Source organism: uncultured Muriicola sp. (assembly GCF_947258935.1).
Classification (GTDB): domain Bacteria; phylum Bacteroidota; class Bacteroidia; order Flavobacteriales; family Flavobacteriaceae; genus Muriicola.
Window position 1 is genome coordinate 1 of the sequence record NZ_CAMYKH010000028.1, and the last position, 23,196, is coordinate 23,196.

The 23,196-nt window shown below is 40.1% G+C and carries 18 protein-coding genes and 1 tRNA gene; 7 read left to right on the forward strand and 12 right to left on the reverse strand.

Annotation, left to right across the window (positions count from 1 at the left end; all coding sequences use genetic code 11):
• Positions 1 to 175: 175 nt before the first annotated feature.
• The 3 genes from Q0X72_RS06790 to Q0X72_RS06800 are packed head-to-tail and all read right to left on the reverse strand — an operon-like array spanning position 176 to position 2,674.
• Positions 176 to 1,480, reverse strand: coding sequence for a deoxyribodipyrimidine photo-lyase (locus tag Q0X72_RS06790; RefSeq protein WP_297763225.1), 1,305 nt, complete (start codon positions 1,478 to 1,480; stop codon positions 176 to 178).
• Position 1,481: 1 nt separating this feature from the next.
• Positions 1,482 to 2,174, reverse strand: coding sequence for an SDR family NAD(P)-dependent oxidoreductase (locus Q0X72_RS06795; RefSeq protein WP_297763228.1), 693 nt, complete (start codon positions 2,172 to 2,174; stop codon positions 1,482 to 1,484).
• 2 nt (positions 2,175 to 2,176) lie between these two features.
• Entirely contained in the window at positions 2,177 to 2,674 is a 498-nt protein-coding gene (locus tag Q0X72_RS06800) for an SRPBCC family protein (RefSeq protein ID WP_297763230.1), read from the reverse strand.
• A 205-nt stretch (positions 2,675 to 2,879) separates the two neighbouring features.
• Here Q0X72_RS06800 and Q0X72_RS06805 point away from each other — a divergent pair, with 205 nt between their 5' ends.
• Entirely contained in the window at positions 2,880 to 3,722 is an 843-nt protein-coding gene (locus Q0X72_RS06805; RefSeq protein WP_297763233.1) for a DUF2911 domain-containing protein, read from the forward strand.
• A gap of 50 nt (positions 3,723 to 3,772) precedes the next feature.
• Here the strand turns inward: Q0X72_RS06805 and Q0X72_RS06810 are convergent, their stop codons facing one another.
• The 7 genes from Q0X72_RS06810 to Q0X72_RS06840 all read right to left on the reverse strand — a co-directional run bounded on the left by Q0X72_RS06810 (position 3,773) and on the right by Q0X72_RS06840 (position 11,617).
• Positions 3,773 to 5,479 (reverse strand): sodium:solute symporter, encoded by a 1,707-nt coding sequence (locus Q0X72_RS06810; protein ID WP_297763236.1) that lies wholly within the window; start codon positions 5,477 to 5,479, stop codon positions 3,773 to 3,775.
• A 104-nt stretch (positions 5,480 to 5,583) separates the two neighbouring features.
• Positions 5,584 to 8,121, reverse strand: a complete 2,538-nt coding sequence (locus Q0X72_RS06815) for a PIG-L family deacetylase (RefSeq protein ID WP_297763238.1) — start codon at positions 8,119 to 8,121, stop codon at positions 5,584 to 5,586.
• 78 nt (positions 8,122 to 8,199) lie between these two features.
• Positions 8,200 to 8,745, reverse strand: a complete 546-nt coding sequence (locus tag Q0X72_RS06820) for a mechanosensitive ion channel domain-containing protein (protein ID WP_297763240.1) — start codon at positions 8,743 to 8,745, stop codon at positions 8,200 to 8,202.
• A gap of 5 nt (positions 8,746 to 8,750) precedes the next feature.
• Positions 8,751 to 9,713, reverse strand: coding sequence for a septum formation inhibitor Maf (locus Q0X72_RS06825; protein WP_297763241.1), 963 nt, complete (start codon positions 9,711 to 9,713; stop codon positions 8,751 to 8,753).
• 36 nt (positions 9,714 to 9,749) lie between these two features.
• On the reverse strand, positions 9,750 to 10,349 hold the full coding sequence (locus tag Q0X72_RS06830) for a Maf family nucleotide pyrophosphatase (protein WP_297763242.1): 600 nt from the start codon (positions 10,347 to 10,349) through the stop codon (positions 9,750 to 9,752).
• Entirely contained in the window at positions 10,342 to 10,869 is a 528-nt protein-coding gene (locus tag Q0X72_RS06835; RefSeq protein ID WP_297763244.1) for an HAD family hydrolase, read from the reverse strand. The genes Q0X72_RS06830 and Q0X72_RS06835 overlap by 8 nt, the downstream gene beginning before the upstream one ends.
• Entirely contained in the window at positions 10,853 to 11,617 is a 765-nt protein-coding gene (locus tag Q0X72_RS06840; protein ID WP_297763274.1) for a Rossmann-like and DUF2520 domain-containing protein, read from the reverse strand. The genes Q0X72_RS06835 and Q0X72_RS06840 overlap by 17 nt, the downstream gene beginning before the upstream one ends.
• A 141-nt stretch (positions 11,618 to 11,758) precedes the next feature.
• On the opposite strand from Q0X72_RS06840, the gene ccsA reads away from it, so the two are divergent.
• The 4 genes from ccsA to bshB1 are packed head-to-tail and all read left to right on the forward strand — an operon-like array spanning position 11,759 to position 18,364.
• Positions 11,759 to 14,935 carry a cytochrome c biogenesis protein gene (ccsA, locus tag Q0X72_RS06845; protein ID WP_297763246.1) on the forward strand — a complete coding sequence of 1,059 codons (3,177 nt, stop codon included), beginning with the start codon at positions 11,759 to 11,761 and terminating at the stop codon, positions 14,933 to 14,935.
• A 58-nt stretch (positions 14,936 to 14,993) separates the two neighbouring features.
• On the forward strand, positions 14,994 to 16,403 hold the full coding sequence (locus Q0X72_RS06850) for an MATE family efflux transporter (RefSeq protein WP_297763248.1): 1,410 nt from the start codon (positions 14,994 to 14,996) through the stop codon (positions 16,401 to 16,403).
• A gap of 38 nt (positions 16,404 to 16,441) precedes the next feature.
• On the forward strand, positions 16,442 to 17,611 hold the full coding sequence (locus tag Q0X72_RS06855; protein ID WP_297763250.1) for a PLP-dependent aspartate aminotransferase family protein: 1,170 nt from the start codon (positions 16,442 to 16,444) through the stop codon (positions 17,609 to 17,611).
• A gap of 30 nt (positions 17,612 to 17,641) precedes the next feature.
• Positions 17,642 to 18,364, forward strand: a complete 723-nt coding sequence (gene bshB1, locus Q0X72_RS06860) for a bacillithiol biosynthesis deacetylase BshB1 (RefSeq protein WP_297763252.1) — start codon at positions 17,642 to 17,644, stop codon at positions 18,362 to 18,364.
• Here bshB1 and Q0X72_RS06865 read toward each other — a convergent pair.
• On the reverse strand, positions 18,361 to 20,388 hold the full coding sequence (locus Q0X72_RS06865) for a tetratricopeptide repeat-containing sensor histidine kinase (RefSeq protein ID WP_297763255.1): 2,028 nt from the start codon (positions 20,386 to 20,388) through the stop codon (positions 18,361 to 18,363). The genes bshB1 and Q0X72_RS06865 overlap by 4 nt on opposite strands.
• Before the next feature lie 313 nt (positions 20,389 to 20,701).
• Between Q0X72_RS06865 and Q0X72_RS06870 the strand changes: the two genes are divergently transcribed.
• A tRNA-His gene (locus Q0X72_RS06870) sits at positions 20,702 to 20,777 on the forward strand.
• Between the two features lie 125 nt (positions 20,778 to 20,902).
• Here the strand turns inward: Q0X72_RS06870 and Q0X72_RS06875 are convergent.
• Positions 20,903 to 22,462 carry a M28 family peptidase gene (locus tag Q0X72_RS06875; RefSeq protein ID WP_297763258.1) on the reverse strand — a complete coding sequence of 520 codons (1,560 nt, stop codon included), beginning with the start codon at positions 22,460 to 22,462 and terminating at the stop codon, positions 20,903 to 20,905.
• A gap of 207 nt (positions 22,463 to 22,669) precedes the next feature.
• Here Q0X72_RS06875 and Q0X72_RS06880 point away from each other — a divergent pair.
• A partial coding sequence (locus Q0X72_RS06880; protein WP_297763277.1) for a dihydrodipicolinate synthase family protein occupies positions 22,670 to 23,196 on the forward strand: 527 nt, incomplete at its 3' end.

A 23,196-nucleotide genomic window follows, 5' to 3' on the forward strand; every position in this document is an offset into this window, starting at 1 on the left:
AGGAATTGACTCAAGGAATTCATCAACAGATTGAGAAGTAGGAATTGTTTTATTGCCAGACATGCCGTTTATTAGGATCTTAAATATACTAAAAAATTAGAGCAGGCGGGGAGGTTGCCCATTAATGATAAAACCAGCTCAATATCAACCCAAGGCCAAGGACCCGGCAGATAAATTATGATAGTGCCGCCTTGTATGTCTCAAGACATCTTTCACGGGCTTCTTTATGATCTACCATTTTGGAGACATAGTCTTTACTATCTATTTCCGGCACCCATTTCTTAATGTAGATCCTGTCCTTATCAAATTTTTCTACCTGGGTCATGGGGTTGAATATTCTGAAATAAGGAGCAGCATCTACGCCACTGCCTGCGGCCCATTGCCAATTACCCACATTACTGCTCAATTCATAGTCTAACAGCTTTTCGGCGAAATAGGCCTCACCCCATCGCCAGTCTATCAGCAAGTGCTTGCAGAGGAAACTGGCCACCAACATGCGCACTCTGTTATGCATATATCCGCTAGTGTTCAGTTCTCGCATCCCTGCATCCACCAATGCATAGCCTGTTTCTCCTTTCTTCCATTTTTCAAATTCCTCCTCATTGTTTCTCCAATTGATCCGATCGTATTTCTTTTTAAAGGCTTCCTGGGTAGTATGTGGGAAATGCCACAGGATCTGCATAAAGAATTCGCGCCATATAAGCTCATTCCAAAACGTCTCGTTCTTTTCAGAAATGGCTTTTTTAACCATTTGGCGAATAGAAACGGTGCCAAATCGCAAATGAGGACCAAGATGAGAGGTGCCTTCCAAAGCAGGAAAATTACGGGTCTTTTCATAATTCCCTATAAGTGATGATGATACATTGTACTCAGGAATGCTAATAGAGGAAGGAACAAAGCCCAGATCCGATAATTCCAGATCCGGTAAAGTTGTATCTTGTATTAGGTTTTTTAATTGAGGTTTTTCTTCCTCTTTTTGAAGGGGTTTAGTTTCATTAAAGCGTTTTTTCCAAAGCTTCATATAAGGCGTATAGACAATATATGGATCGCCATCATTTTTTACTACTTCGTCCTTTTCAAAGATTACCTGATCTTTAAAGGTTTGGAATGTGATTCCCTTATTTTCAAGGTAGGAAGCTAAGCCATCGTCTCGTTCTCTCGCGTAGGGCTCATAGTCGGTATTGGTATAGACAGCTTGCAAGTCGTAGTTTTGGCCAAGTTCTTTAAATACTTCTAGTGGATCATTGTAAAAGATACCAATGGAACTGGAATTCTCCTTTAACAGTCGGGCTCTCATTTTTTTTATAGTATTGTAAATAAAGGAGAGCCTTGCATCGTCTTTAGGAAGTTCACTTAGTATGTTGGGATCAAAGATAAAAAGAGGTAAAACCGGGAAATCTCCCTTTAAGGCTTTACTAAGCCCTGTATTATCTTCGAGTCTTAGATCTCGTCGAAACCAAAAAATGGAAATTTTCTCCATATTAAGAAATGTTTAGAGACGACATGCCTCCGTCTACACCCAGAACCTGTCCTGTCATCCATCCACTCTCTTCATTTAGTAAAAATACGGCCATGTGAGCTATATCTTGCGCAGTACCAACACGTTTTAATGGATGTCTTTCCGCCATTATCTCTTTTTTTCTGTCATTACTCAGTAGACGGGAAGCCAATGGGGTATCTACCAGGGAAGGAGCAATAACATTCACTCGTATCCTGGGTGTGTACTCGGCCGCTAAGGCCTTGGAAAATCCTTCTATAGCTCCTTTGGCAGCAGACACACTGGTATGGAAAGGCATACCCATAGCAACAGCAACAGTGCTAAAAAACACCATGGACGAATTTTCAGCCATTTTTGGAAGTACCTCTTTTACTGTTTTAACCAAACTAAAAAAGTTGATTTCCATGTCTGCCCTGAAAGCTTCAAGGTCCATCATTTTAATAGGTTTAAGATTAATACTCCCCGGGCAATATACAAAGCCATGTAATTCTTCGGGAAGTTGAGACAGATCCAACACGTCTTTGGAAACATCAAAGGGGATATGCGTAACAGGTAACCCGGCGATATCATCTGCGGTCCTGGATGCAATGAATAGATTGTGAGAATCCTTTAAAAGCATTACTATTTCAAGGCCAATACCATGGGAACCTCCGATAAGAAGAATATTTTTTTTCATATTTAAATCTTTTTAATGACAAGCGAGTTTTTCATTTTATCAAGACATCCAAACCGGGCTTCTAATTGTTTTTCACGAAAGTTAAAAATCGTCTTCAATTGTTTTTTAACTATTAATGGATGTGCCCACTGACCGAGGATTCCAAGTGGAAGTTTATAATCAATTACATCCTCCATTTCTATTCCGCCATCTATTTCATTAATAAAGTGCTTGTGATGCCATAATGCATAAGGACCAAAACGTTGTTCATCCACAAAATATGAACCATCCTTAACATGTGTTATTTCGGTGACCCATTTGGTAGTATAGCCCGGAAAAGGATGCACCTTGTATTGAATGATCTGTCCCGGAAACATTGGCCTATCGGCCCCAGATAAGATCTCAAAACCCATTGCTGGCGGAGTAATGACCTTTAAATTAGCAGGATCTGACAGGAACTCCCAGGCGATCTGTCTGGAAATGGGCAGGGCCTGTTTGGACTCTAAGCGATACATGCTCATAATTTAGTTTTCAACAAAACTAAGAGCAATTATGTTTAATAAAAAATATATATTGTTAAACAAATAGTAAAGTTGAAGAACTATAGATCAATAAATGCTGGTCTATTTGCTTTGTCTTGCTATATAATGCTTGTCTTTTTGAGATCTGCTCCTGATTCTATGTTTTTATAAGTATTTTTGTGTAGAATATAAAACCCAAAATGAAATGAAAAAAGTAGTGTTTATTGCGATCGCTTTTATAGCGTCCTTATCTATGCAGGCACAAATACAAGCGCCTCAACCGAGCCCTTTTTCAACGGTTATGCAACGCGTTGGCTTAACCGATGTAACTGTTGAATATTCCCGTCCTTCTATGCGTGGAAGAACCATATTTGGCAATTTGGTTCCTTTTGATAAAATATGGAGAACCGGAGCCAATGCAAGAACTAAGATCACTTTTAGTACTGATGTAACAGTTGGGGATGGATCTTTAAAGGCTGGATCTTATGCAATCTTTACCAAGCCAAGTGCGTCTTCATGGGACGTATATTTTTACACCGAAACAACAGGAGGGGGTACACCTCAGGAATGGGATGAAAGCAAGGTTGCTGCCCAAATAAAGGTGAACACAATGCCAGTAGAAATGCCAATTGAGACTTTTACGATTTCCTTTGACGATATGCACAGTAGTGGTTCCACCCTGGGAATGATGTGGGAAAACACCTATGTAGGCGTGCCTTTTATGGTACCTTCCAAAGAGATGACCATAAAGAGTATTGAAGCTACAATGGGAGGTCCTTCTGGCAATGATTATTTCGCAGCCGCTTCTTTTTACTACGATGAGGGAATGGATCTGAATAAAGCAAAAGAATGGATAGATAAGGCTGTTTCTATGAATGAGAATGCCTTCTGGATGATGCGAGCTCAGTCGCTTATCTATGCCAAAATGGGAAACAAGAAAGGCGCTATTGAAGCAGCTAAGCGATCTTTAGCCGTTGCCAAAGCGGCCAACAATGCGGATTATGTAAAAATGAACCAGGATTCCCTTAAGGAATGGGGCGCTATGTAGCATAATTCTTTTTTAGAAATAATAAAAACCCTTGTATTTACAGGGGTTTTTTATGTTTCAAGGGAGGGATTCTTCAGAACGCGATCAAAGACTTCCAGGATCATCGCAAATATGATAACCAGCGAACAACCAAAAGCATTAAGCCACAAATAGGACATCCAATCTAATTGATAACCTACAATAACAATGATCTGGGTAATAACAGCGGCTACAAATACGGCGTTTCCTTTTACGAACTTAAAAAAGAAGGCTAATAAGAAAATACCAAGTACGTTGCCATAAAAAATTGAACCAATAATATTCACTAACTGAATTAAATTGTCAAACAGATCTGCAACACAAGCTATGCAAATAGCAATTATTCCCCACAGCAAGGTAAACGCTTTGGACACCTTCACATAATGTTCTTGGCTAAACTCACCTTTTTTATTTCGTTTATACAGATCTAGCGCACTAATGGTGCCAAGGGCATTTAACTCAGAAGCGGTAGACGACATGGCAGCGGAGAGGATCACAGCTAATAATAAGCCTATTAATCCCTTGGGTAGATTATTTAGGATAAAATGTATAAATACATAATCCTTATCATTTGTTTGTACCAAGGTATCGGCTTGTGAGATCAGTAATTTGGCTTTTTCCCTATTTAGCTTTTCTTTTTGATTTACTTCCAGGATATGTTGCTTGGCCTCCATTGTTGCCGCGTATTCCTGTAACTTAAGTGCACCGTAGAACTCATCCTGGGCCATGGTTTTTTCGAGCTCTATTTCCATATGCCTCTCTTCTAATTCTTTATAGTCCTCTGCGTATTCCGAATTCTCAACGGCAATCCTGGCGGCCGGATTAAAATTGATAGGAGAAGGATTGTACTGATAAAACACAAAGACCATGATCCCGACCAATAATATAAAGAATTGCATTGGGATCTTAAAAATGCCGTTAAAAACAAGTCCTAGCTGCATTTCTCGTATAGATTTGCCAGATAAGTAGCGCTGCACCTGACTTTGATCTGTTCCAAAATAGGCCAAAGCCAGGAAGAAGCCACCTGTAATGCCACTCCAGAACGTATATCTGCTAGAGGTGTTTAGATCAAAATCAAGGATATTTAATTTTTCACTGGCACCTGCCACTTTTAAAGCATTGCTAAATGATATTTCGGGAGGTAGTGCCCCAAGTATAAAGAAGAAAGCTATGAACATGCCTGTCATTATGATGATCATTTGCTGTTTCTGAGTAACGCTCACCGCTTTGGTTCCACCTGAAACCGTATAGATGATAACAAGGATCCCGATTATGATGTTAAGCGTAAGTAGATCCCAACCCAAGACCGCAGACAAAATAATAGATGGGGCATAAATAGTTATCCCGGCAGATAGACCTCTTTGAATTAGAAAAAGTATTGCGGCTAAGGACCTGGTTTTTAGATCGAAGCGTTTTTCAAGGAACTCATAGGCCGTAAAGACCTTTAATTTATGGTAAATAGGGACAAACACAAGGCAGATCACAATCATTGCCAGAGGTAAGCCAAAATAGAATTGGACAAATCCCATGCCGTCGTGAAAGGCCTGTCCTGGTGTAGAAAGAAATGTAATGGCGCTTGCCTGGGTAGCCATTACAGATAGACCAACGGTCCACCAGCGGGCTTCTTTTCCACCTAATACGTAGTCACTTACATTCTTGCTTCCCTTTGTTTTCCATACCCCGTAGATAACAATAAACAAGAGGGTGCTAGTGAGTATGAACCAGTCTAAATTACCCATGCATCAAGCGTTAGAGATCATGATGAAATAAAAGGTAAGCACATAGAGAATATTCAGGATTAGGACCAGCGAATATTCTTTTTTCCATGTTTTTGAGTCATCCATTACTTTCCTTTTACCGGATTTTCATTGTTCAGTTGAACTTTGTTTTGAGAAAGCATATTGGCAAATAATTTGTATGCCCCAGAGACACCTGCCGGTAATTCCCTGAAAAAACTGAGCCCGGTATAAATGTACGTTCCTTTTCCATAGGAGGCAATCAAAAGACTTCCTTCTTTTGGCGTTTCTCCGGGATCTGCCATAGATAGCACTGGTGTAAAAGCAGCGTCCCATTTATCCGGGAAGTAAAGTCCGCGTTCCTGAACCCAGCCTTCAAAGTCTTTGGGTTCTATCTTGTTGGGAAAATTCATAATTGGATGCTTTGCGTCCAAGATCGTAACAGGAGCGTTTTCATCTGTGACCCTGTCTCTCGAAACTTCTAGTGAATATGGGGCTAAGTTCTCAAACTTAAGTCCGGTTCTCCCTGAAGTATTATATTGAAGGATAAGATTTCCGCCATTCTTCACATAATCTAAAAGAAAGGTTTGCTTAAACTTTAATTCGTCTACAACATTGTATGCTCTTATCCCTACGACCACTGCATCATATTTGTCCAAAGACCCTGGCTGAATATCAATTGGATCTATCCGGTGTACGATATAACCTATTTGCTCCAGACTTTCCGGTACTTCATCACCTGCCCCCATTAAATAACCAATATCCTGGCCTGCTTTTTCTATGTTTAAACGTACAACCTTAGTTTCAGATGGCACTAATACAGATTGGGTAGGTATATGATCATAAGTAATGGTCACCAATTCCTTCGATATTTTAGTGCCATCAATTGTAAGGACCGGTGAAATGACGCCCTCACTTTCCGATGCAGGAGGCGTAATTAAGAAAGAATACGTTTTTTCATCCCCATTCTTTTCGATCTTAAAGGGGAGGCTTGCAGTATCTACCTTCCATCCTGCCGGAACATTGAGTTTCAGTGTTCCTTGTACATTTCCCCTCAAGGCCTTAACTGTTACAGGAATTTCTTTCGGTGTAGCATCTGCAAAGATTAGCACCTTATCCTTGATACCCGAAGTAGCAGGAGGGAGGATCTCGAAAGGACTATACAGTTCTCCCTTGTCTGGCTCAGAATAGCGATAAACGACAGGCCTTTTGATAGTAACCGGAACAGTATTGATCTCAAGTAAAAAAACTGCCATAAATGCAGGAGGTGTTTCCGGTCTGCCTATAAGATTAGGATCATCTACCCTGTACATTCCTAAACTACCTTTTTCCGCAAGCCAGTACGGACTTGTAAATCCTTTGGCAGAAGGAATATTAAGTTGAAGTGTAAACGTCTTTTTAATATTGTTATCCAACGTTATATTTGGGTCAACGACAATCTGATCTCCAATAGAAATAGATTTTAATCGTATTAAAGTATTACTTCTGTTAACAGCTTCAATATCCACGTTTACAGAGTTTCCAGGATTTGAATATGGTGACTCTGATGAAGCTTCAAGATAAAGTCCGGTGATAGCTGCTATTAAATTCTCAAGTTCATTTAGTTTGATCTGTTTCCAATGTGTATCCTCAACATTTTGAAGTAAATTATACGCTTGAACAAGATCATTCAGGTGAGTAGACGGATCTTTAAAATTGAATTGCTCTTCTACTGTATATAAGATTTTCCCAATGGCTTCCCCGCCTTTTATGCGAGACCAGGATGTGTCAATTCCTTCGAAGAGATCCGAAGGATCATTGACAGGCATATCTCCCTTAAGCAATTCAATATATTCTTGCTCAGAACCCCGAAAGGTGGGCCTGCCAAATCCCTGGCATAAGTGTTGACTGCTGGCGATGGATGCAATTTCATTGTTAGACATCCCCAGCATTGGGTAATAAACTCCTATATCCAGATTAATTAATCTCGATTTATCTGCCTTATCAAAATTCTCCTGACTCCCGTAAAACCACCAGGACGTATTAAAAAATAGTCGTTTAGGCTGCCAAAGATCTACGGATTGGAGTTGTTCTTTATAAGCATTGGCATTTGCCGCCAGATCAAAGGCTTCCTCGCTTAATACAGCCGAGGAGGTATGATGCCCATGGGTAGATCCCGGGGTGCGATGATCAAATCGGTTAATGATCACATCAGGCTTAAAGACTCTGATAAGTTTTACTACATCACCCAATACTTTTTCCTTATCCCAGAGTTGAAGAGTTTCATCAGGGTGTTTAGAATATCCAAAATCGTTTGCTCGGGTAAAGTACTGTATTCCCCCATCTACTCTTCTTGCAGCAAGCAGTTCTTCGGTACGTAAGACTCCTAAAAGTTCTCGTAGTTCCGGACCTATTAAATTCTGACCCCCATCTCCTCGTGTAATTGAAAGATATGCCGTTCGGGCATGTACTTCATTGGACAAATACGAAATAAGCCTTGTGTTCTCATCATCCGGATGAGCTGCAAGGTACATGGCAGAGCCCAGGAAGTTTAACTTTTCGAGGCTGTGATATATATCAGTGGAAGATGATTTCTTGGGTGCCTGACCGTAATTGAGAGTAATATTGAGGAGAATTCCCAATAAAAATAACAGGTATTGGCGCATGAAATGACATTTTTGATTGGTTCTCAAAGATAGAAAGATAAATAGGCTACGGTGGAATTTTACCACTTCTTTAACAGGCTAAACGGCGTCACTGCCCTCATTTTCAATTGTTTCATCTGTGATCACGCGAACAGCTTTCTGAAGCAAAAGGTTGTTGGGATATGTTAGTAATTCGCCATTTTCTCTACGCAAATGAATATGATAGGCCCTGATATCTTCGATGATATAAGTTCCCGCATTTTCAATTTCTTTATCCATGATCATAATTCTGTCTCCTATCTTGAATGGGAAGGAAAAGAAAAGAATTATACCTGCGGTTACATTACTAAGGATAGACCACTGAGCAAAGAGTGCAACCCCAATTACCGCAAATACCGATGATAAAATAAGTCCTAGTTCTCTTACGTTTACACCCCAGATCAAGGTAAAGGCTACAATAGTTAAAGCCGTAAATCCAAAAGAGAAATATTTGCTTACCAGACGCGTCCTGGCCTCGTTCAGGTCAGATAGACTACCAACCTTTTTTATGGTCTTGAGGGTTAAGAATCTCACCACAACCACGACCAACAATGTGATACCCGAACTTAAAAATTCACTATAATTCCTGACGAAAAAATCTTCCATAAAAACTAGATTCCCAATGTATCACGCAAAGATACATTCTCATTTCCATTTAGGCGCCAATAAGGTGTATTTAAGGTTTTAATTTTTATAGCTTTAGTAGTTAATATTTCGCTATCGGGTCCAAAACCACTGGGATATGAATCTGTCCAACTCTCAATGCCATAAGGAAAGGAGGCACTGAAATTGATCTTTAGTGTTCGTTTTAGATCTGGATAGGATACTATATAGGTAATTATTTCTTTATCGTTTTGAAGACTGGCCTCTGCTTTATATGCTTTTATTGGTTGATGCGCCAATCGCAGATATTCCAGAGAGGGGATCACTTTTAAAGTGCCAACCGGCAGATCTTCCGGATGCAGCCTGATCCTGGTCCAAAATTCATTCTCCAGATGAGTTTTTTCTATACTGAGATCTTGATCTCCTTCTTTTTCAAAATATGAATGAGATTTCACTTCAAAAGAATTTTTGTTATTTAATTGTGTATATACGTGTCCACACCATTCTTGAATTGATGAGGAAATTTTTAGGGCATGCTGATTATCGTAAACTGGAAAAAAGGTGCTACTCATTATTGAATATGGATAGATACCAGTTACGAAATTCTTGGTGGCATTTAATTTCAATACAGAAATATTTTCTGAAGAATTCCTTTCTGCTTTAACTTGTTTCTCAGGCAAAAAGGGCTCGGTGACGTAGATCATTACCGCAGTTCCTTTCCTCAATTCGCCATAACGAGCCTGCTCTAACGCATAGGAACTGATCTCCGCATCACCGGCATACCAGTAACCTTTAAATTCTGAGGATAATGGTTTAGGGGGCAACAGTTCAGAATTTTCAAAAGAAAGCTCATGCCCTATGCGTGTACTTAAAGTCGCAGCTAGCTCAGGATTTATTTTCTTACATGAGGTTAAGGCAATGAATAATAGAAAAATGGAAAATGTGAGATTATAGGTCTTTCTGGGTATCATGTTGAATTTTTTTTTTGCAAAACTACCCAAAGCTCTTCAGGACACCATGGTCATTAACATTTTGTAAACTAAATTTGTTGGCAGTCCTACAACATTAGCATAAGACCCCCTTATTTCTGTGATAGCGACAGAACCAAGCCATTCCTGTATTCCATAGGCACCTGCCTTGTCTAACGGTTTATAGACCTCAACATAGTAATCAATTTCCTCAGCTGAGAGGTTTTTAAAACACACCTTGGTAGTACTTGTTACCAGCCGTTGATCTGCTACAGTGGTAAAACACACAGAGGTGATCACTTCATGCCACTGCCCGGAAAGATCCCTAAGTATTTGCTTCGCCTCTTCATTATCAGCTGGTTTTGCGAGGGAACGATTATTAAACCATACCACCGTATCTGCGGTTAGTAAAATGTCTTTTTCTTTTAGAGTGTTTTTTAATCCACTCGATTTTAGTTTCGCCAAATAGGTGGCTATTTCTCCGCCTTTTAGACTATCGGGATACACTTCCTCAACAGGATTTTTGACAATTTCAAAGGGAATACCCAATTCTTTCATGTATTGTTGTCTTCTGGGAGAACCAGAAGCTAAAATAATGTGATAGGGTTTTAATTTTAAGGTTAAGGGATTTTCAATCATTGGCCGCACTGAAATTATCGAACCAATCGCCCCGTACTTTTAAGACTTGCTCAATGACATCGCGAACGCATCCTTTGCCACCACTTTTGTGGGAAACGTAGGTGCAGATGTTCTTTACTTCTGGTACGGCATTTTGAGGACATGTTGGGAGCATTACTTGTTTCATCGCCGGAATGTCCGGTAGATCATCTCCCATATATAAGACATGTTCCGGATTTATGTTATAAAGCTCTAAATATTCCTCTAAGGAATCATCTTTGTTATGTGCCCCCAAGTAAATATCTGTTACTCCCAAACCTCTTAAGCGCTGTCTCACTCCTTCATTGGTCCCTCCGGTAATTATACATATGTTATACTCCTTTTGAATAGCTGTCTTTATGGCATATCCGTCCTGTACATTCATCCTTCTTAGGAGATCTCCCTCCGATGTAATCATTACGGTGCCATCCGTGAGAACACCATCCACATCAAAAATGAATGTAGTGATCTGTTTTAAGTATGTCTTATAACTTTTCTCCATAGGATTCCTGTATTGATTCAGATAGTGTTGTATATACTTTTTTTTGCTTGTTATCTTTTAGCAAAAGTAGATGTTCTTGCAGTGTTTTTAGATCATTCCTTCTGGCAGGTCCGGTTTGCGCATCCAAAGGGGTCTGGTGCATAATCTTTTCATACGTTTCACGGATAAGGGGTTTTAATAGCTCAAAGGGGACCTCATGTTCGGCACAAATATCAGAGGCAAGGAAGTACATGTGATTAGTAAAATTATTGGCAAACACTGCCGCAAGGTGAAGTTGCTTTCGTTTTTCAGAGGATACCCTGTGCACACTGTTGGAAATACATTTTGCCAAATCTTCTAAAAAGGTATAATCCTCTTCATTTTCTGCTTCTACACAAAATGGGATATTCTCCTTATTTTTAATTGGAACACCGCTAAAGGTCTGCAGGGGATAGAATACACCACGCCTTGCATTCTCTGGAAGTGCCTCCATAGATATACTACCGGATGTATGAACCAACAATCTATCTTGTAACATTAATTCTTGCGAAACAGCGAGAATGGCTTCGTCCTTTACAGCGAGAATATAAATATCGGCATCTTTCAAAGACCTGTAATCTTGGGTTACAGCCGTCTTTTCTTTGAAGTAATTCAGGGCTTCCAACTTTCTTCCAACTACCTGGACCAAACTAATTTGAGGATGTTCAGAAAAGACATCAAACAGAAATTTGGCAACATTACCGGTACCTATAAGAACAACCTTAACCATGTTCAAAAATACAATTTTTAGGAGGGAAGTGCTTAGTAAAGAATTAACAAATTTGTTTAACGTTTTATAGCATCATCAATCCTTATAAACGGTAAAAAGGCCGTATTTTTGACCCTGAAATTTGGTTTAAAGTTACATTAGATGATATCCACATTAAAAAATATCTTGTTTTCTAATCGCCTTATGGCCGTACTCTTTTTGGTATTTGCAACTTCCATGGCCATAGGAACTTTTGTGGAAAGTTGGTACAGTACAGATACAGCGAAGATCTGGATCTACAATGCCAAATGGTTTGAAGTCATTATGATATTTTTTGTTATAAACTTTAGTGGAAATATGTTTCGTTATAAGTTATTACGGTGGGAAAAATGGCCTGTATTAATACTCCATCTTTCCTGGATCATTATCATAATTGGAGCCGGAGTTACGCGCTATATTGGCTTTGAAGGGATGATGCCCATTAGAGAGGGGAATAGCGAGAAGGTTTTTTACTCAGATAAAACCTATTTTACAGTCTTGGTAGATGGAGAAATAGACGGTGAACTGAAGCGCAAGCCGTTACAAGAAGACCTTATTGTTACCCCTGAAGGGATTCAATCTTCTCTACCCTGGAGAAAAGATTTTAATGGACAAGATTTTAGCGTATCCTATGTAGGCTTTATTCAAGGGGCTAAAGAAGGACTTGTGCCGGATGAAAATGGATCTCCTTTTTTAAAGATCGTAGAAGCCGGTGATGGTAACCGCCACGAACATTACCTGGCCGAAGGACAAATTGCGAATATCCACAACGTACTTTTTGCCTTAAATAAGGATACAGAAGGGGCCATCAATATTTTTACGGAAGGTGAAACTTATCAGATAAGATCTCCTTTTGAAGGTTCCTTTATGCGAATGGCAGATCAGTTTAAGGGTGACCTGGCAAAAGACAGCCTGCAAACGTTACAATTGCGATCTCTTTATAGCATTGGGTCTATGCAGTTTGTTATCCCGGAACCTGTGGTAAAAGGAAAATATGGAGTAGTTGAGGTACCCGAAGAAGAGAAAACACCAAATTTAAAGGACGCTTTTATCGTTGAGATCTCCACAAATGGAGAGACCGTTCAAAAACACGTCCTTGGAGGAAAGGGCAGTAGTAATTACACAGATAAGTTTACACTGGGTGGGCTCGACTTTACCCTTGCTTTCGGATCCAAAGTGTACGAATTGCCTTTTAATATTAAGCTAAACGATTTTATCGCGGAAAAATACCCGGGAACCGAGAAGGCGTATGCCTCTTTTATGAGCAAGATCACCGTAGAGGATGAGCGGCCTTTTGATTATGATATTTTTATGAATCACGTTCTGGATCACAAAGGTTATCGTTTCTTTCAGGCGAGTTTTGATACGGATGAAAAAGGCACTGTTCTTTCCGTTAATCATGACCGGGCAGGTACCTGGATCACTTATACGGGCTATTTCTTGCTTTATTTGGGATTGATGGGAATCATGTTCTTCGGAAAAACCCGATTTAAGGACCTTGCCAGTTCACTGGAAAAATTAAAAAGGAAAAAGGCAGCCATAACCGGCCTTTTGATCTTGGCCACCTTACTTCCCCTGGGAGCTCAGCAAGATCCATCTGACAATGATCATACTCATGATGCTGGTCCCAGCATAGCGCAGCTCGATTCCATGCTTCAAAGTACAGTTATACCTGAAAAACATGCAGCATTATTTGGAAAACTGGTCATTCAGGATGAGGGAGGCAGAATGAAGCCTATCAATACATTTGCTTCGGAATTACTACGTAAATTAAGCTTTAAGAGCAGTTACAAAGATTTGAATGCAGACCAGGTGTTCCTCTCAATGATGCTGAATCCGGCACTTTGGTACAATACAGATTTTATCGCACTCGATAAAAAAGCCCAAAATGATAGCATTCGAAGTATCATTGGGATCCCAAAGGGCCAGAAATATATAAAGGCAACCGACTTTTTTGATGCCCAGGGTCGAAATAAATTAGGACCTTTTCTTGAAGAGGCCTTTACCACCAATGCTCCAAATAAGTTCCAGCAAGATTTTAAGGATGCCTATTTTAGGCTTAGTCTGTTAGACCGGGCACTAAGTGGTGAGATCCTAAAAATATTTCCTTTGCTCAATGATGAGAATAACAAATGGATCTCAGCCATGGAATATAGAGGTGGCCGCTACCAGATATCTGATAGTCTCTATGCTAACTTTGTAAAAAATGCAGTGCCTTATTACCTTATCTCACTTAGAGAAGCCAAGATAAGCGGCGATTATTCTGAGGCTGAAAAACTTTTGGCAGCCTTTGAACAGAATCAGATCAATCACGGTTCGGAAGTGCTTCCTTCAAAAGGAAGAGTGCAGACAGAGACCATCTATAACAAGCTCGATATCTTTAATAGATTGTACAAATATTACGCACTTGTAGGGCTATTAATGTTTATGGTACTGGTATTCAGGATATTTAAGGACCGCAAGATCTGGCGTATAGCGACTTATTTTTTTAAAGGGGTTATATTGCTCTTCTTCTTTTGGCATACCGCAGGTTTAATAATGAGATGGTATATTTCGGGTCACGCTCCATGGAGCGATGCCTATGAAAGTATTTTGTACGTTTCCTGGGCCACACTGGGCATTGGATTTGCCCTGGGCCGTAAAAGCGATATGACCATTGCCGCCTCTACCTTTGTTACTGCCATGTTGCTTTGGATAGCCCACCAAAGTTGGGTAGATCCGTCCATTGCTAATCTGGTTCCTGTATTAGACAGCTATTGGCTAATGATTCACGTAGCCGTCATTGTTGGAAGCTATGGCCCGCTTACCGTTGGCATGATCCTTGGCGTCGTTTCCTTATTGCTTATTATCCTTACCAATAAGAAGAATAAAGAACGTATGGACCTTACACTAAAGGAACTTACTATTGTTAATGAACTTGCTTTAACTGTGGGCCTAATTATGCTTACCATAGGGAATTTTCTCGGTGGTCAGTGGGCTAATGAAAGTTGGGGAAGGTATTGGGGATGGGACCCTAAAGAGACATGGGCTCTGATCTCTATCATGATCTATGCCTTCGTCATTCACACCCGACTTGTACCAGGCTTACGGGGAAGATGGACCTTTAATTTACTGAGTATCCTGGCCTTCGCCAGCATCATGATGACCTACTTTGGAGTTAATTTCTATTTAGTAGGCCTCCATAGCTACGCCAGCGGTGCCCAGGTGATCACTCCGTCATTTATTTGGTATACTGTCCTTGGTGTAGGAATACTTGGGGTTATAAGTTTCTGGCGATACCGAGTTAACTACTCAAAATAAAGCCCTTTTTTAAAGGATTAGATTTTTTTTGCACCTTTAGCAAAAGATATGGGTTAACATGGCTATCAAGTCTGGCAATGTATTGTACAAGATCTATAACTCCTTTTTAGACGCTGTAAAAGGGAAGCAAACCGAATTCACTTCAGGAAGTATTAGGAAGGCAATCTTTATGTTGTCTGTTCCCATGATCCTGGAGATGATGATGGAATCTATCTTCGCTATTGTCGACATTGCTTATGTTTCTCAGATCAGTGTGAATGCGGTGGCTACTATTGGGCTTACGGAATCTGTAGTCACCCTGGTCTATGCCATTGCAATTGGGTTGAGTATGGCAGCAACTGCTGTTGTGGCCAGACGAATAGGGGAGAAGGATGAATTTGGTGCTTCTCAGGCAGCAGTGCAGGCCATTTTCCTTGGTATTGTGGTTGCAGTAATAATCGGGATCATAGGATTGGTTTACTCACGGGAGATTCTCTCCTTAATGGGCGGCTCGTCTGATCTGATTGCTGAAGGACACGGGTATACAAAGTTTCTTATAGGTGGCAATATCACCATTGTGCTATTATTCCTCATCAATGCAATTTTTCGCGGTGCAGGAGACGCTTCCATTGCCATGTGGACGCTTATCCTTTCTAATGGACTAAACATCATTTTAGATCCTATTTTTATTTTCGGATTGGGTCCTGTTCCCGAATTTGGTGTTATGGGTGCAGCAATAGCGACGAATATAGGCAGGGGTAGTGCGGTAATCTTCCAATTGTATATTTTATTCCGGGGAGGAAGTAGAATACGACTATATACTTCAAATTTAGTGTTGAAGCTAAAGATCATGTTGAATTTGATCAGGGTTTCCATGGGAGGAATAGCCCAATTCCTGATCGGAACTTCTAGCTGGGTGTTCTTAATGAGACTAATGGCCGAGTTTGGAAGTGAAGCGCTCGCAGGGTATACCATTGCTATAAGGGTAATGATGTTCACCTTTATGCCCGCATGGGGAATGAGTAATGCTGCCGCAACATTGGTAGGGCAGAATCTAGGTGCGGAAGAACCAGAAAGAGCGGAAAAATCTGTTTGGCTCACCGGGAAGTACAATGCGATCTTTATGTTTTGCATTTCCCTTGTCTATCTCCTATTTGCAGAAGGGATCATAGGTCTTTTTACAAAAGTACCCTCAGTAATAGAGAATGGCTCACTTTGTTTGCAGGTAGTGGCAGCCGGGTATGTATTTTACGCCTACGGAATGGTAGTAACCCAGGCTTTCAATGGCGCAGGGGATACAAGGACACCAACCAAGATCAATTTTATTGCCTTCTGGCTTATTCAACTTCCGTTTGCGTATCTGGTTTCTCTGTACCTAGACTGGGGAGTAATGGGAGTATATATTGCAATTACCCTGGCAGAAGTATTACTCTCCGTTATGGCGGTTATATGGTTTAGAAAAGGGTATTGGAAGCAAACTGTGGTTTAAGCTATTTTTGTACCTTTAAGCCCATTAATTAGGCTGTTATGAGTTCATCAAAAAAAGGCATCAATACCATTTGTACACATGTTGGAGAACTGGAAGATAAAACCTATAAAGGAGCTGTTTCTCCTTTGTATATGAGTACATCCTATGCTTTTGAGGGGGTAGATATTAAGAGGTATCCACGCTATTTCAATACGCCTAATCAAATAGCACTTTCGCAAAAGATTGCAGCTCTTGAACATGCGGAAACGGCCATGATCTTTGGAAGCGGAATGGCGGCTGTTAGTACGGCTATCCTCGCATTTCTAAAAGCAGGAGATCATATTATTTTACAACAAATGCTTTATGGGGGCACTTATAATCTGATCACAGAACAGTTCGATAATTTTGGGATAGAATACTCTTTTGTTGATGGGTCGCAACCGCAGGCATTCGAAAAAGCTATTAGACCCACAACACGCGTAGTCTATATAGAAACGCCTTCTAATCCCTTATTGACCATTACAGATATTAAAGCTTTTGCTGACATCGCGAAGCACCATGGTATAATTTCTATGATAGATAATACGTTTGCCAGTCCGGTAAATCAAAATCCCATAGATTTTGGGATCGATGTGGTGATCCACAGTGCTACCAAGTATATGGGAGGACATTCGGACATACTTGCCGGGGCTGTAGCATGTTCTTCGGAACATATGGAGCAAATTTTTAAGCTCGCGAAGAATTTGGGAGGTAGCTTAAGTGATTATACGGTTTGGTTATTAGAACGAAGTTTAAAGACTATGGGGATAAGAGTGAAAGCTCAAAATGAAAATGCCCAGAAGATGGCCGAATTCCTGGTTAAACATTCAGACATCGCTCAGGTATATTATCCCGGTCTTCCTTCACATCCAGATCATGCACTGGCAAAATCACAAATGCATGGTTTTGGCGGGATGATGTCTTTTGAATTAAAAAAAGACCTGGACGCTTCACTTTTTCAAAGATCACTGAAATTAATTAAATCGTCCATGAGTCTGGCTGGTGTGGAGAGTACAGTACTATCTCCGACCCAAACCTCACATGCGCTTTTATCGGCCGAAGAGCGGGCTAAACAAGGCATCAAAGACGGGTTGATACGTTTTTCTGTCGGGATTGAAGAAACTGAAGATCTAATGGCAGATATAGAACAAGCACTTGTTGCAGTAAAAAAACTACACATGGCGACATAGCCATACGAATAGGACAAATTCAAAGATTTTATGAAATTAGATATTTTAGTATTTGGTGCCCATCCAGACGATGCTGAACTGGGCGCAGGAGGTACCATTGCAAAGGAGGTTTCTCTTGGAAAAAAGGTAGGCGTTATTGATCTGAGCAGGGGAGAATTGGGAACAAGAGGTAGTGCCGAGATCAGGGATAAAGAGGCAGTAGCTTCTGCCGCGATCCTGGGCCTTAGTGTACGGGAAAATATGGAATTTGCAGATGGGTTTTTTGTCAATGATAAGCAACATCAAATGGCCCTTATTCGAAAGATTCGAATGTATAAACCAGACATTGTTCTTTGCAATGCTATAGAGGACAGACATATTGATCACGCCAGAGGAAGTGAGTTGGTAAGTAATGCTTGTTTCTTAAGTGGACTAATGAAAATTGATACAAAAGCCGAAGGAGATGATCAATGGCAGGAGGCATGGCGACCAAAACAGGTGTATCATTATATTCAATGGAAAAATTTAACACCCGATTTTGTACTGGATATTTCAGATGTTGTTGATAAGAAAATAGAAGCCATCAATGCGTATTCCTCTCAATTCTACGATCCTAAAAGTAAAGAGCCCAGCACTCCTATTAGCAGCAAGAACTTTACGGATAGCGTAATCTATAGGGCAAGAGATCTTGGCCGAATGATAGGTGTGGAATATGGGGAAGGATTTACAGTGGAGCGATTTATTGGTGTAAAAACCCTAAGTGATATTTTTTAACTTGCCTGACTGTATTTGTTTTCAGCCTTAGGTAAGGTGAAGAAGAAGGTACTTCCTTTTCGCAAGGTACTTTCTACCCAGATACTTCCACCATTTTTCTCTATCATCTCTTTACAAAGCGATAATCCGAGGCCGGTACCTTTTTCATTGTTAGTACCATAGGTAGTTATATTGGCATTTTTCTTGAAAAGCTTTTCTACTGTAACCTTATCCATACCCACTCCTGTATCGCGTACAGATACTTCCCATAGATCATCCTTCTCATTTGCCTTTATGGTGATCATACCATTATCTGGGGTAAACTTAAGTGCATTACTGATAAGGTTCCGTACCACAATGTCTATTTGATTACTATCTGACCATATCAGCGTATTTCCGGTTAATTCGCTAACGATCTTTATCGATTTAGCATCGGCCACTTCTGAAAGAAGGTTAATATTCTCATCAACCAAAGACTCCAGCGTAACTACGCTTGGTTTTATCTTAGATCCGTTCATTTGAGAATTACCCCATGTAAGGAGGTTGTTAAGGGTAAAATATATATGATCTATATCGTTCTTTAATTTTGGGATAAAGTCAAAAAATTCCGATTTAGTCATTTCTCCATCCGTGAACATTTGAAGTAACCCCTGCAGGGCTCCAATAGGACCCCTGAGGTCGTGCCCAATGATAGAAAAAAGTTTGGTTTTAGTCTCATTGCTGTCCGTCAGTGCAACTTCCTGTTTTTCCAGTTTTTCTGTTTTGATTTGCAATTCCTTATTGAGTCTTTTTTGAATTTTTTCAGCTCTTTTTATAAAGAAGGTAATTATTGCAAAAATGACCAAAACAATGATACCGGCGTAGATTAGCCCTCTTTGCTTGGCGAGTGCCTTTTGGTTTTCCTCAATTAAGGTCACTTTCTGTTGATCATACTCTGCGCGTGTTTTTAAAAGCGTTAAACTTTTTTTGTTTTCATTCCTGTGCAGCGTATCGGTCAGTGCCTGGTATATTTCATGAAAAGCAAGTGCCTTTTCGAATTCCCTTTTATTTTTGTTGATATTATAGAGCGTCTTAGCACATTTTTGAGTTCCTTCCAGGAATTTTATCCTGCTGGAAATATCAAATGCATCTAAAGCATATTTCTGTGAAAGACTGTCCTTCTGTTGACCAAAGTAGGCTTCGGCCATCCCATTGTAAAGATCTATCTTACCTCTATCATCAGCCAGATCTTCATGTAATAACTCTCCCTGACGATACCAATACAGGGCCCACTGAAATTTTTCCTGTTTTAGGTAAACCTTACCTTTTATTTCATAGGCATAAGCGAGCCAATCCATTACCCTGTGGTCTTCAAAGATGGCAATACTGCGGTTAATACTGAACATGGCATAGTCTAATTTTCCCATATCTGCATACAGAGAAGCTAAATTGCTCATGGTTTCTGCAGTATTCACATCATCTCCGATCTCATCGTTTATCCTTTTAACTTTTTCGTAAAATTCCAAGGCCTGGTCAAAATCCTTTTGAGAAGCATAAAGACCGGCAATGTTTTCATTCATGATGGAAAGCATCTTTTTCTCATCTTTTTCCTCAGCTATTTCAATACCTTCTAAAAACAAGTTCAATGCCTTGGCATAATCACCTTTATAGGCATATTCGGACCCCAGATTGTTCATGATCCGAAGTATAAGCGTATTATCTTTTGAGTTCTTGGCAAGGATGAGTGCCTTTGTAAAATTATTTATGGCCGCTACACGAGATCCTTCATCGGAATAATAATTACCCATTCCCAGATATGACCTACTTTGACCCCTGATATATTCAGCTTCTTGACTTAGCTTCATAGCCTCTTTCGAGAGAATGAGGAGGCTGTCTAGTGTATAAAAACGAAGTTCTTTTCCCAGATCATTTAGAAGATCTATGTGTATTGTATCTGTATCCTGGAAATTCTCGGCGTTTCTCAGCGATTCAATTTGATCTAGAAGTTCGTTTCGTTTTGTAGACTGTGCACTGCTAGGTACAATATAAAAAAAGGCGATGCCCACTAAGCAAGAATAACGCAAAGTGGCAAAAAACCTGAGGGATCTAACGAATTTTATACAAGACATACCTAGGGATCAATCAAGCATTAAAAATAAAGGTGAACAGAAGCCTATTCTAATAATTGTTGTGAAAAGCCATATTTTGTGTGTTATATCGGGTTTTTAACGCGTTACGGCCAGATATTAGGTCCTGTATTGAGCGTATTCCGCAAACCACATTTTGTAATTATCCAGTGGAGATCTGAAAATTGAAAATATCGATTGTTTTATTTGCATGCATTGCTCAAAAAAAATTACCTTTGCGAACGCTTCAAATGGTGGTTGTAGCTCAGTTGGTTAGAGCATCGGTTTGTGGTACCGAGGGTCGCCGGTTCGAGCCCGGTCTTCCACCCAAAAAGCAAACGAGTCCCGTCTTTTTAAGGCGGGACTTTTTGATGTTTGGCCTTTGACTTTGTAAGGACATAAAAAAATCCCTCGTCCTAAACTGGCAAGGGATTTTTATGTTATCTATTTTTTTTTACTTAGACGATTTGTCCAATATCACTCGCTCACTTCTATTGGCTACTGCCCAGGCAGTATAAAACACCAACTTTGCGCGGTTGGTCAACAGATCATAGTTGATCTTGTCCGGAGTGTCTCCTGGTCGGTGGTAGTCATCATGGGTCCCATTGAAATAAAAGATGATCGGAATGTTATTCTTCGCAAAATTGTAATGATCACTTCTGTAGTAAAAACGATTGGGATCATTCTCATCATTATAGGAGTAATCTAATTCAATATTGGTATATTTTTTATTGATCTCTTCCGATAATACATGAAGGTCCGAACTTAGTTTATCAGATCCAATAAGATATACGTAGTTTCTGTTTCCTTCCCTATTGGGATCAATTCTTCCTATCATATCAATATTGAGGTTAACAACCGTTTGGTCTAACGGAAATATCGGATCAGAGTCTGTGTAATATCTGGATCCCAGAAGGCCTTTTTCCTCTGCCGTTACATGTAGAAAAACAATAGACCTTTTTGGGCGCTTCCCAACTTTGGTTGCTAATTGAAATGCTTCAGCGATTTCCAATAAGGCTACCGTCCCAGAGCCATCATCATCGGCACCATTATTAATACTTCCATTACCGGATACCCCAATATGGTCTAAATGAGCTGAAAGAACGATGTATTCATCTGGCTTTTCTGAACCTTCAATAAAGGCAACCACATTTTCAGTTGAAATGGGCTCATTTGTGCTCATCAGGGATGCTACAATGTCTGCTTTACGAATTACCGAACTCTTTAATTCATTTATTTCCGGTAATATTTCCTCCGCCATATTTTCACTGGTCAAAATTAACGAGGGGATGTTGCTATCATCCTCAAAACCAAGACGGCCCTTGTCGTTGCGCTTCATACGCTGGTAGTATCTTTCGTATCTCTTATAATTATCAGAATCCACATACATGATCGCTTTGGCTCCTTTAGCCAGTGCAACCACTAAACGTTTTTCAGGTGCTTCAGACATATTGCTCCAGGCAGAGGGTTTGTCTGTTCCGGTTATGGTATAGGTGCCATCTTCATTTACAGGTTCCCCAGCCTTTATTAAAAGCACCTTTCCCCGAACATCCAGACCTTGAAAATCTGAATACTCCGGATCCTCTATTCCAAAACCGGCGTAGATGATTTCATCATAGGTACCTTCAAAGGCGGAGAAGGTTATAAAATCTTCACCAGATGTGTAGGTCTTTCCGTTGATAGTTAAAGATCCTTTTGGAAGCTTAGCCATTTCTAAGGGGACTTTCTGAAAATAGTCACCATTTGTCTGTGCAGCAGGGATACCGAGGTCCATATAATTTTTGCGGATGTAATTAACTGCCTTTTTTTGCCCATCAGTACCCGTTTCTCTTCCTTCAAATTCATCAGAAGCATAGGTGTATAAATGGTCTTTTAGCTCTTGTTCGGTTATTGTTGAGGCATATACCGAGGGGTCCATTGAATTAGCAACCGCTGCCGTTTCTCCGGTTGTTTTTTGGGTAGAATTACACCCTGTGAGCAAAACCAGCCCAATCAAATAAATATTCTTTATCATATCAAATCACTAATTTTGAAAGTGGCCCAAAAATAAGAAAAACAAAATGATTCCTTATTAAAACCATCTTAAAAAGAGAACGTAGAAAAGATAGTTTTATGCTGTCTTTCAGGGAACTAGCTAATTCCATAAGCACTGAGATTCTCGATGTTGAATCCTTGTGTTTACAAGGAAAGAAATGTACTTTGCAATACTAATAAAACACCTATGAAAATACGTTGGGAAGGCATAATGCCAGCAGTAACAACTAAGTTTACGAAGGATGACACTCTAGACATGCAGATGTTTGAAAAGAATCTGGAAGTACAACTTACAGCTGGGGTTCATGGCATTATTTTAGGAGGAACACTGGGCGAGGCAAGTACATTAGAGGATGGGGAAAAAGAACAATTGATCAAAACAACCGTGGCCTATGTAGATCAAAAAGTACCGGTGATCGTCAATATCGCGGAACAGTCTACAAAGGGCGCTCTAAAAGCAGCAGAGAAGGCAGAAAAGTTTGGTGCCAGTGGTCTTATGATGTTACCACCAATGCGCTATAAGGCAACTGCGTATGAAACAATAGTTTATTTTTCGGAAGTAGCCAAACACAGTAATTTACCTATTATGATCTACAATAATCCGGTGGATTATGGAATTGAGGTAACCCTTGATATGTTGGACGAATTGCTGTCATTTTCTTCCATTCAGGCTGTAAAGGAATCTACGCGAGATATTACGAACATTACACGCAT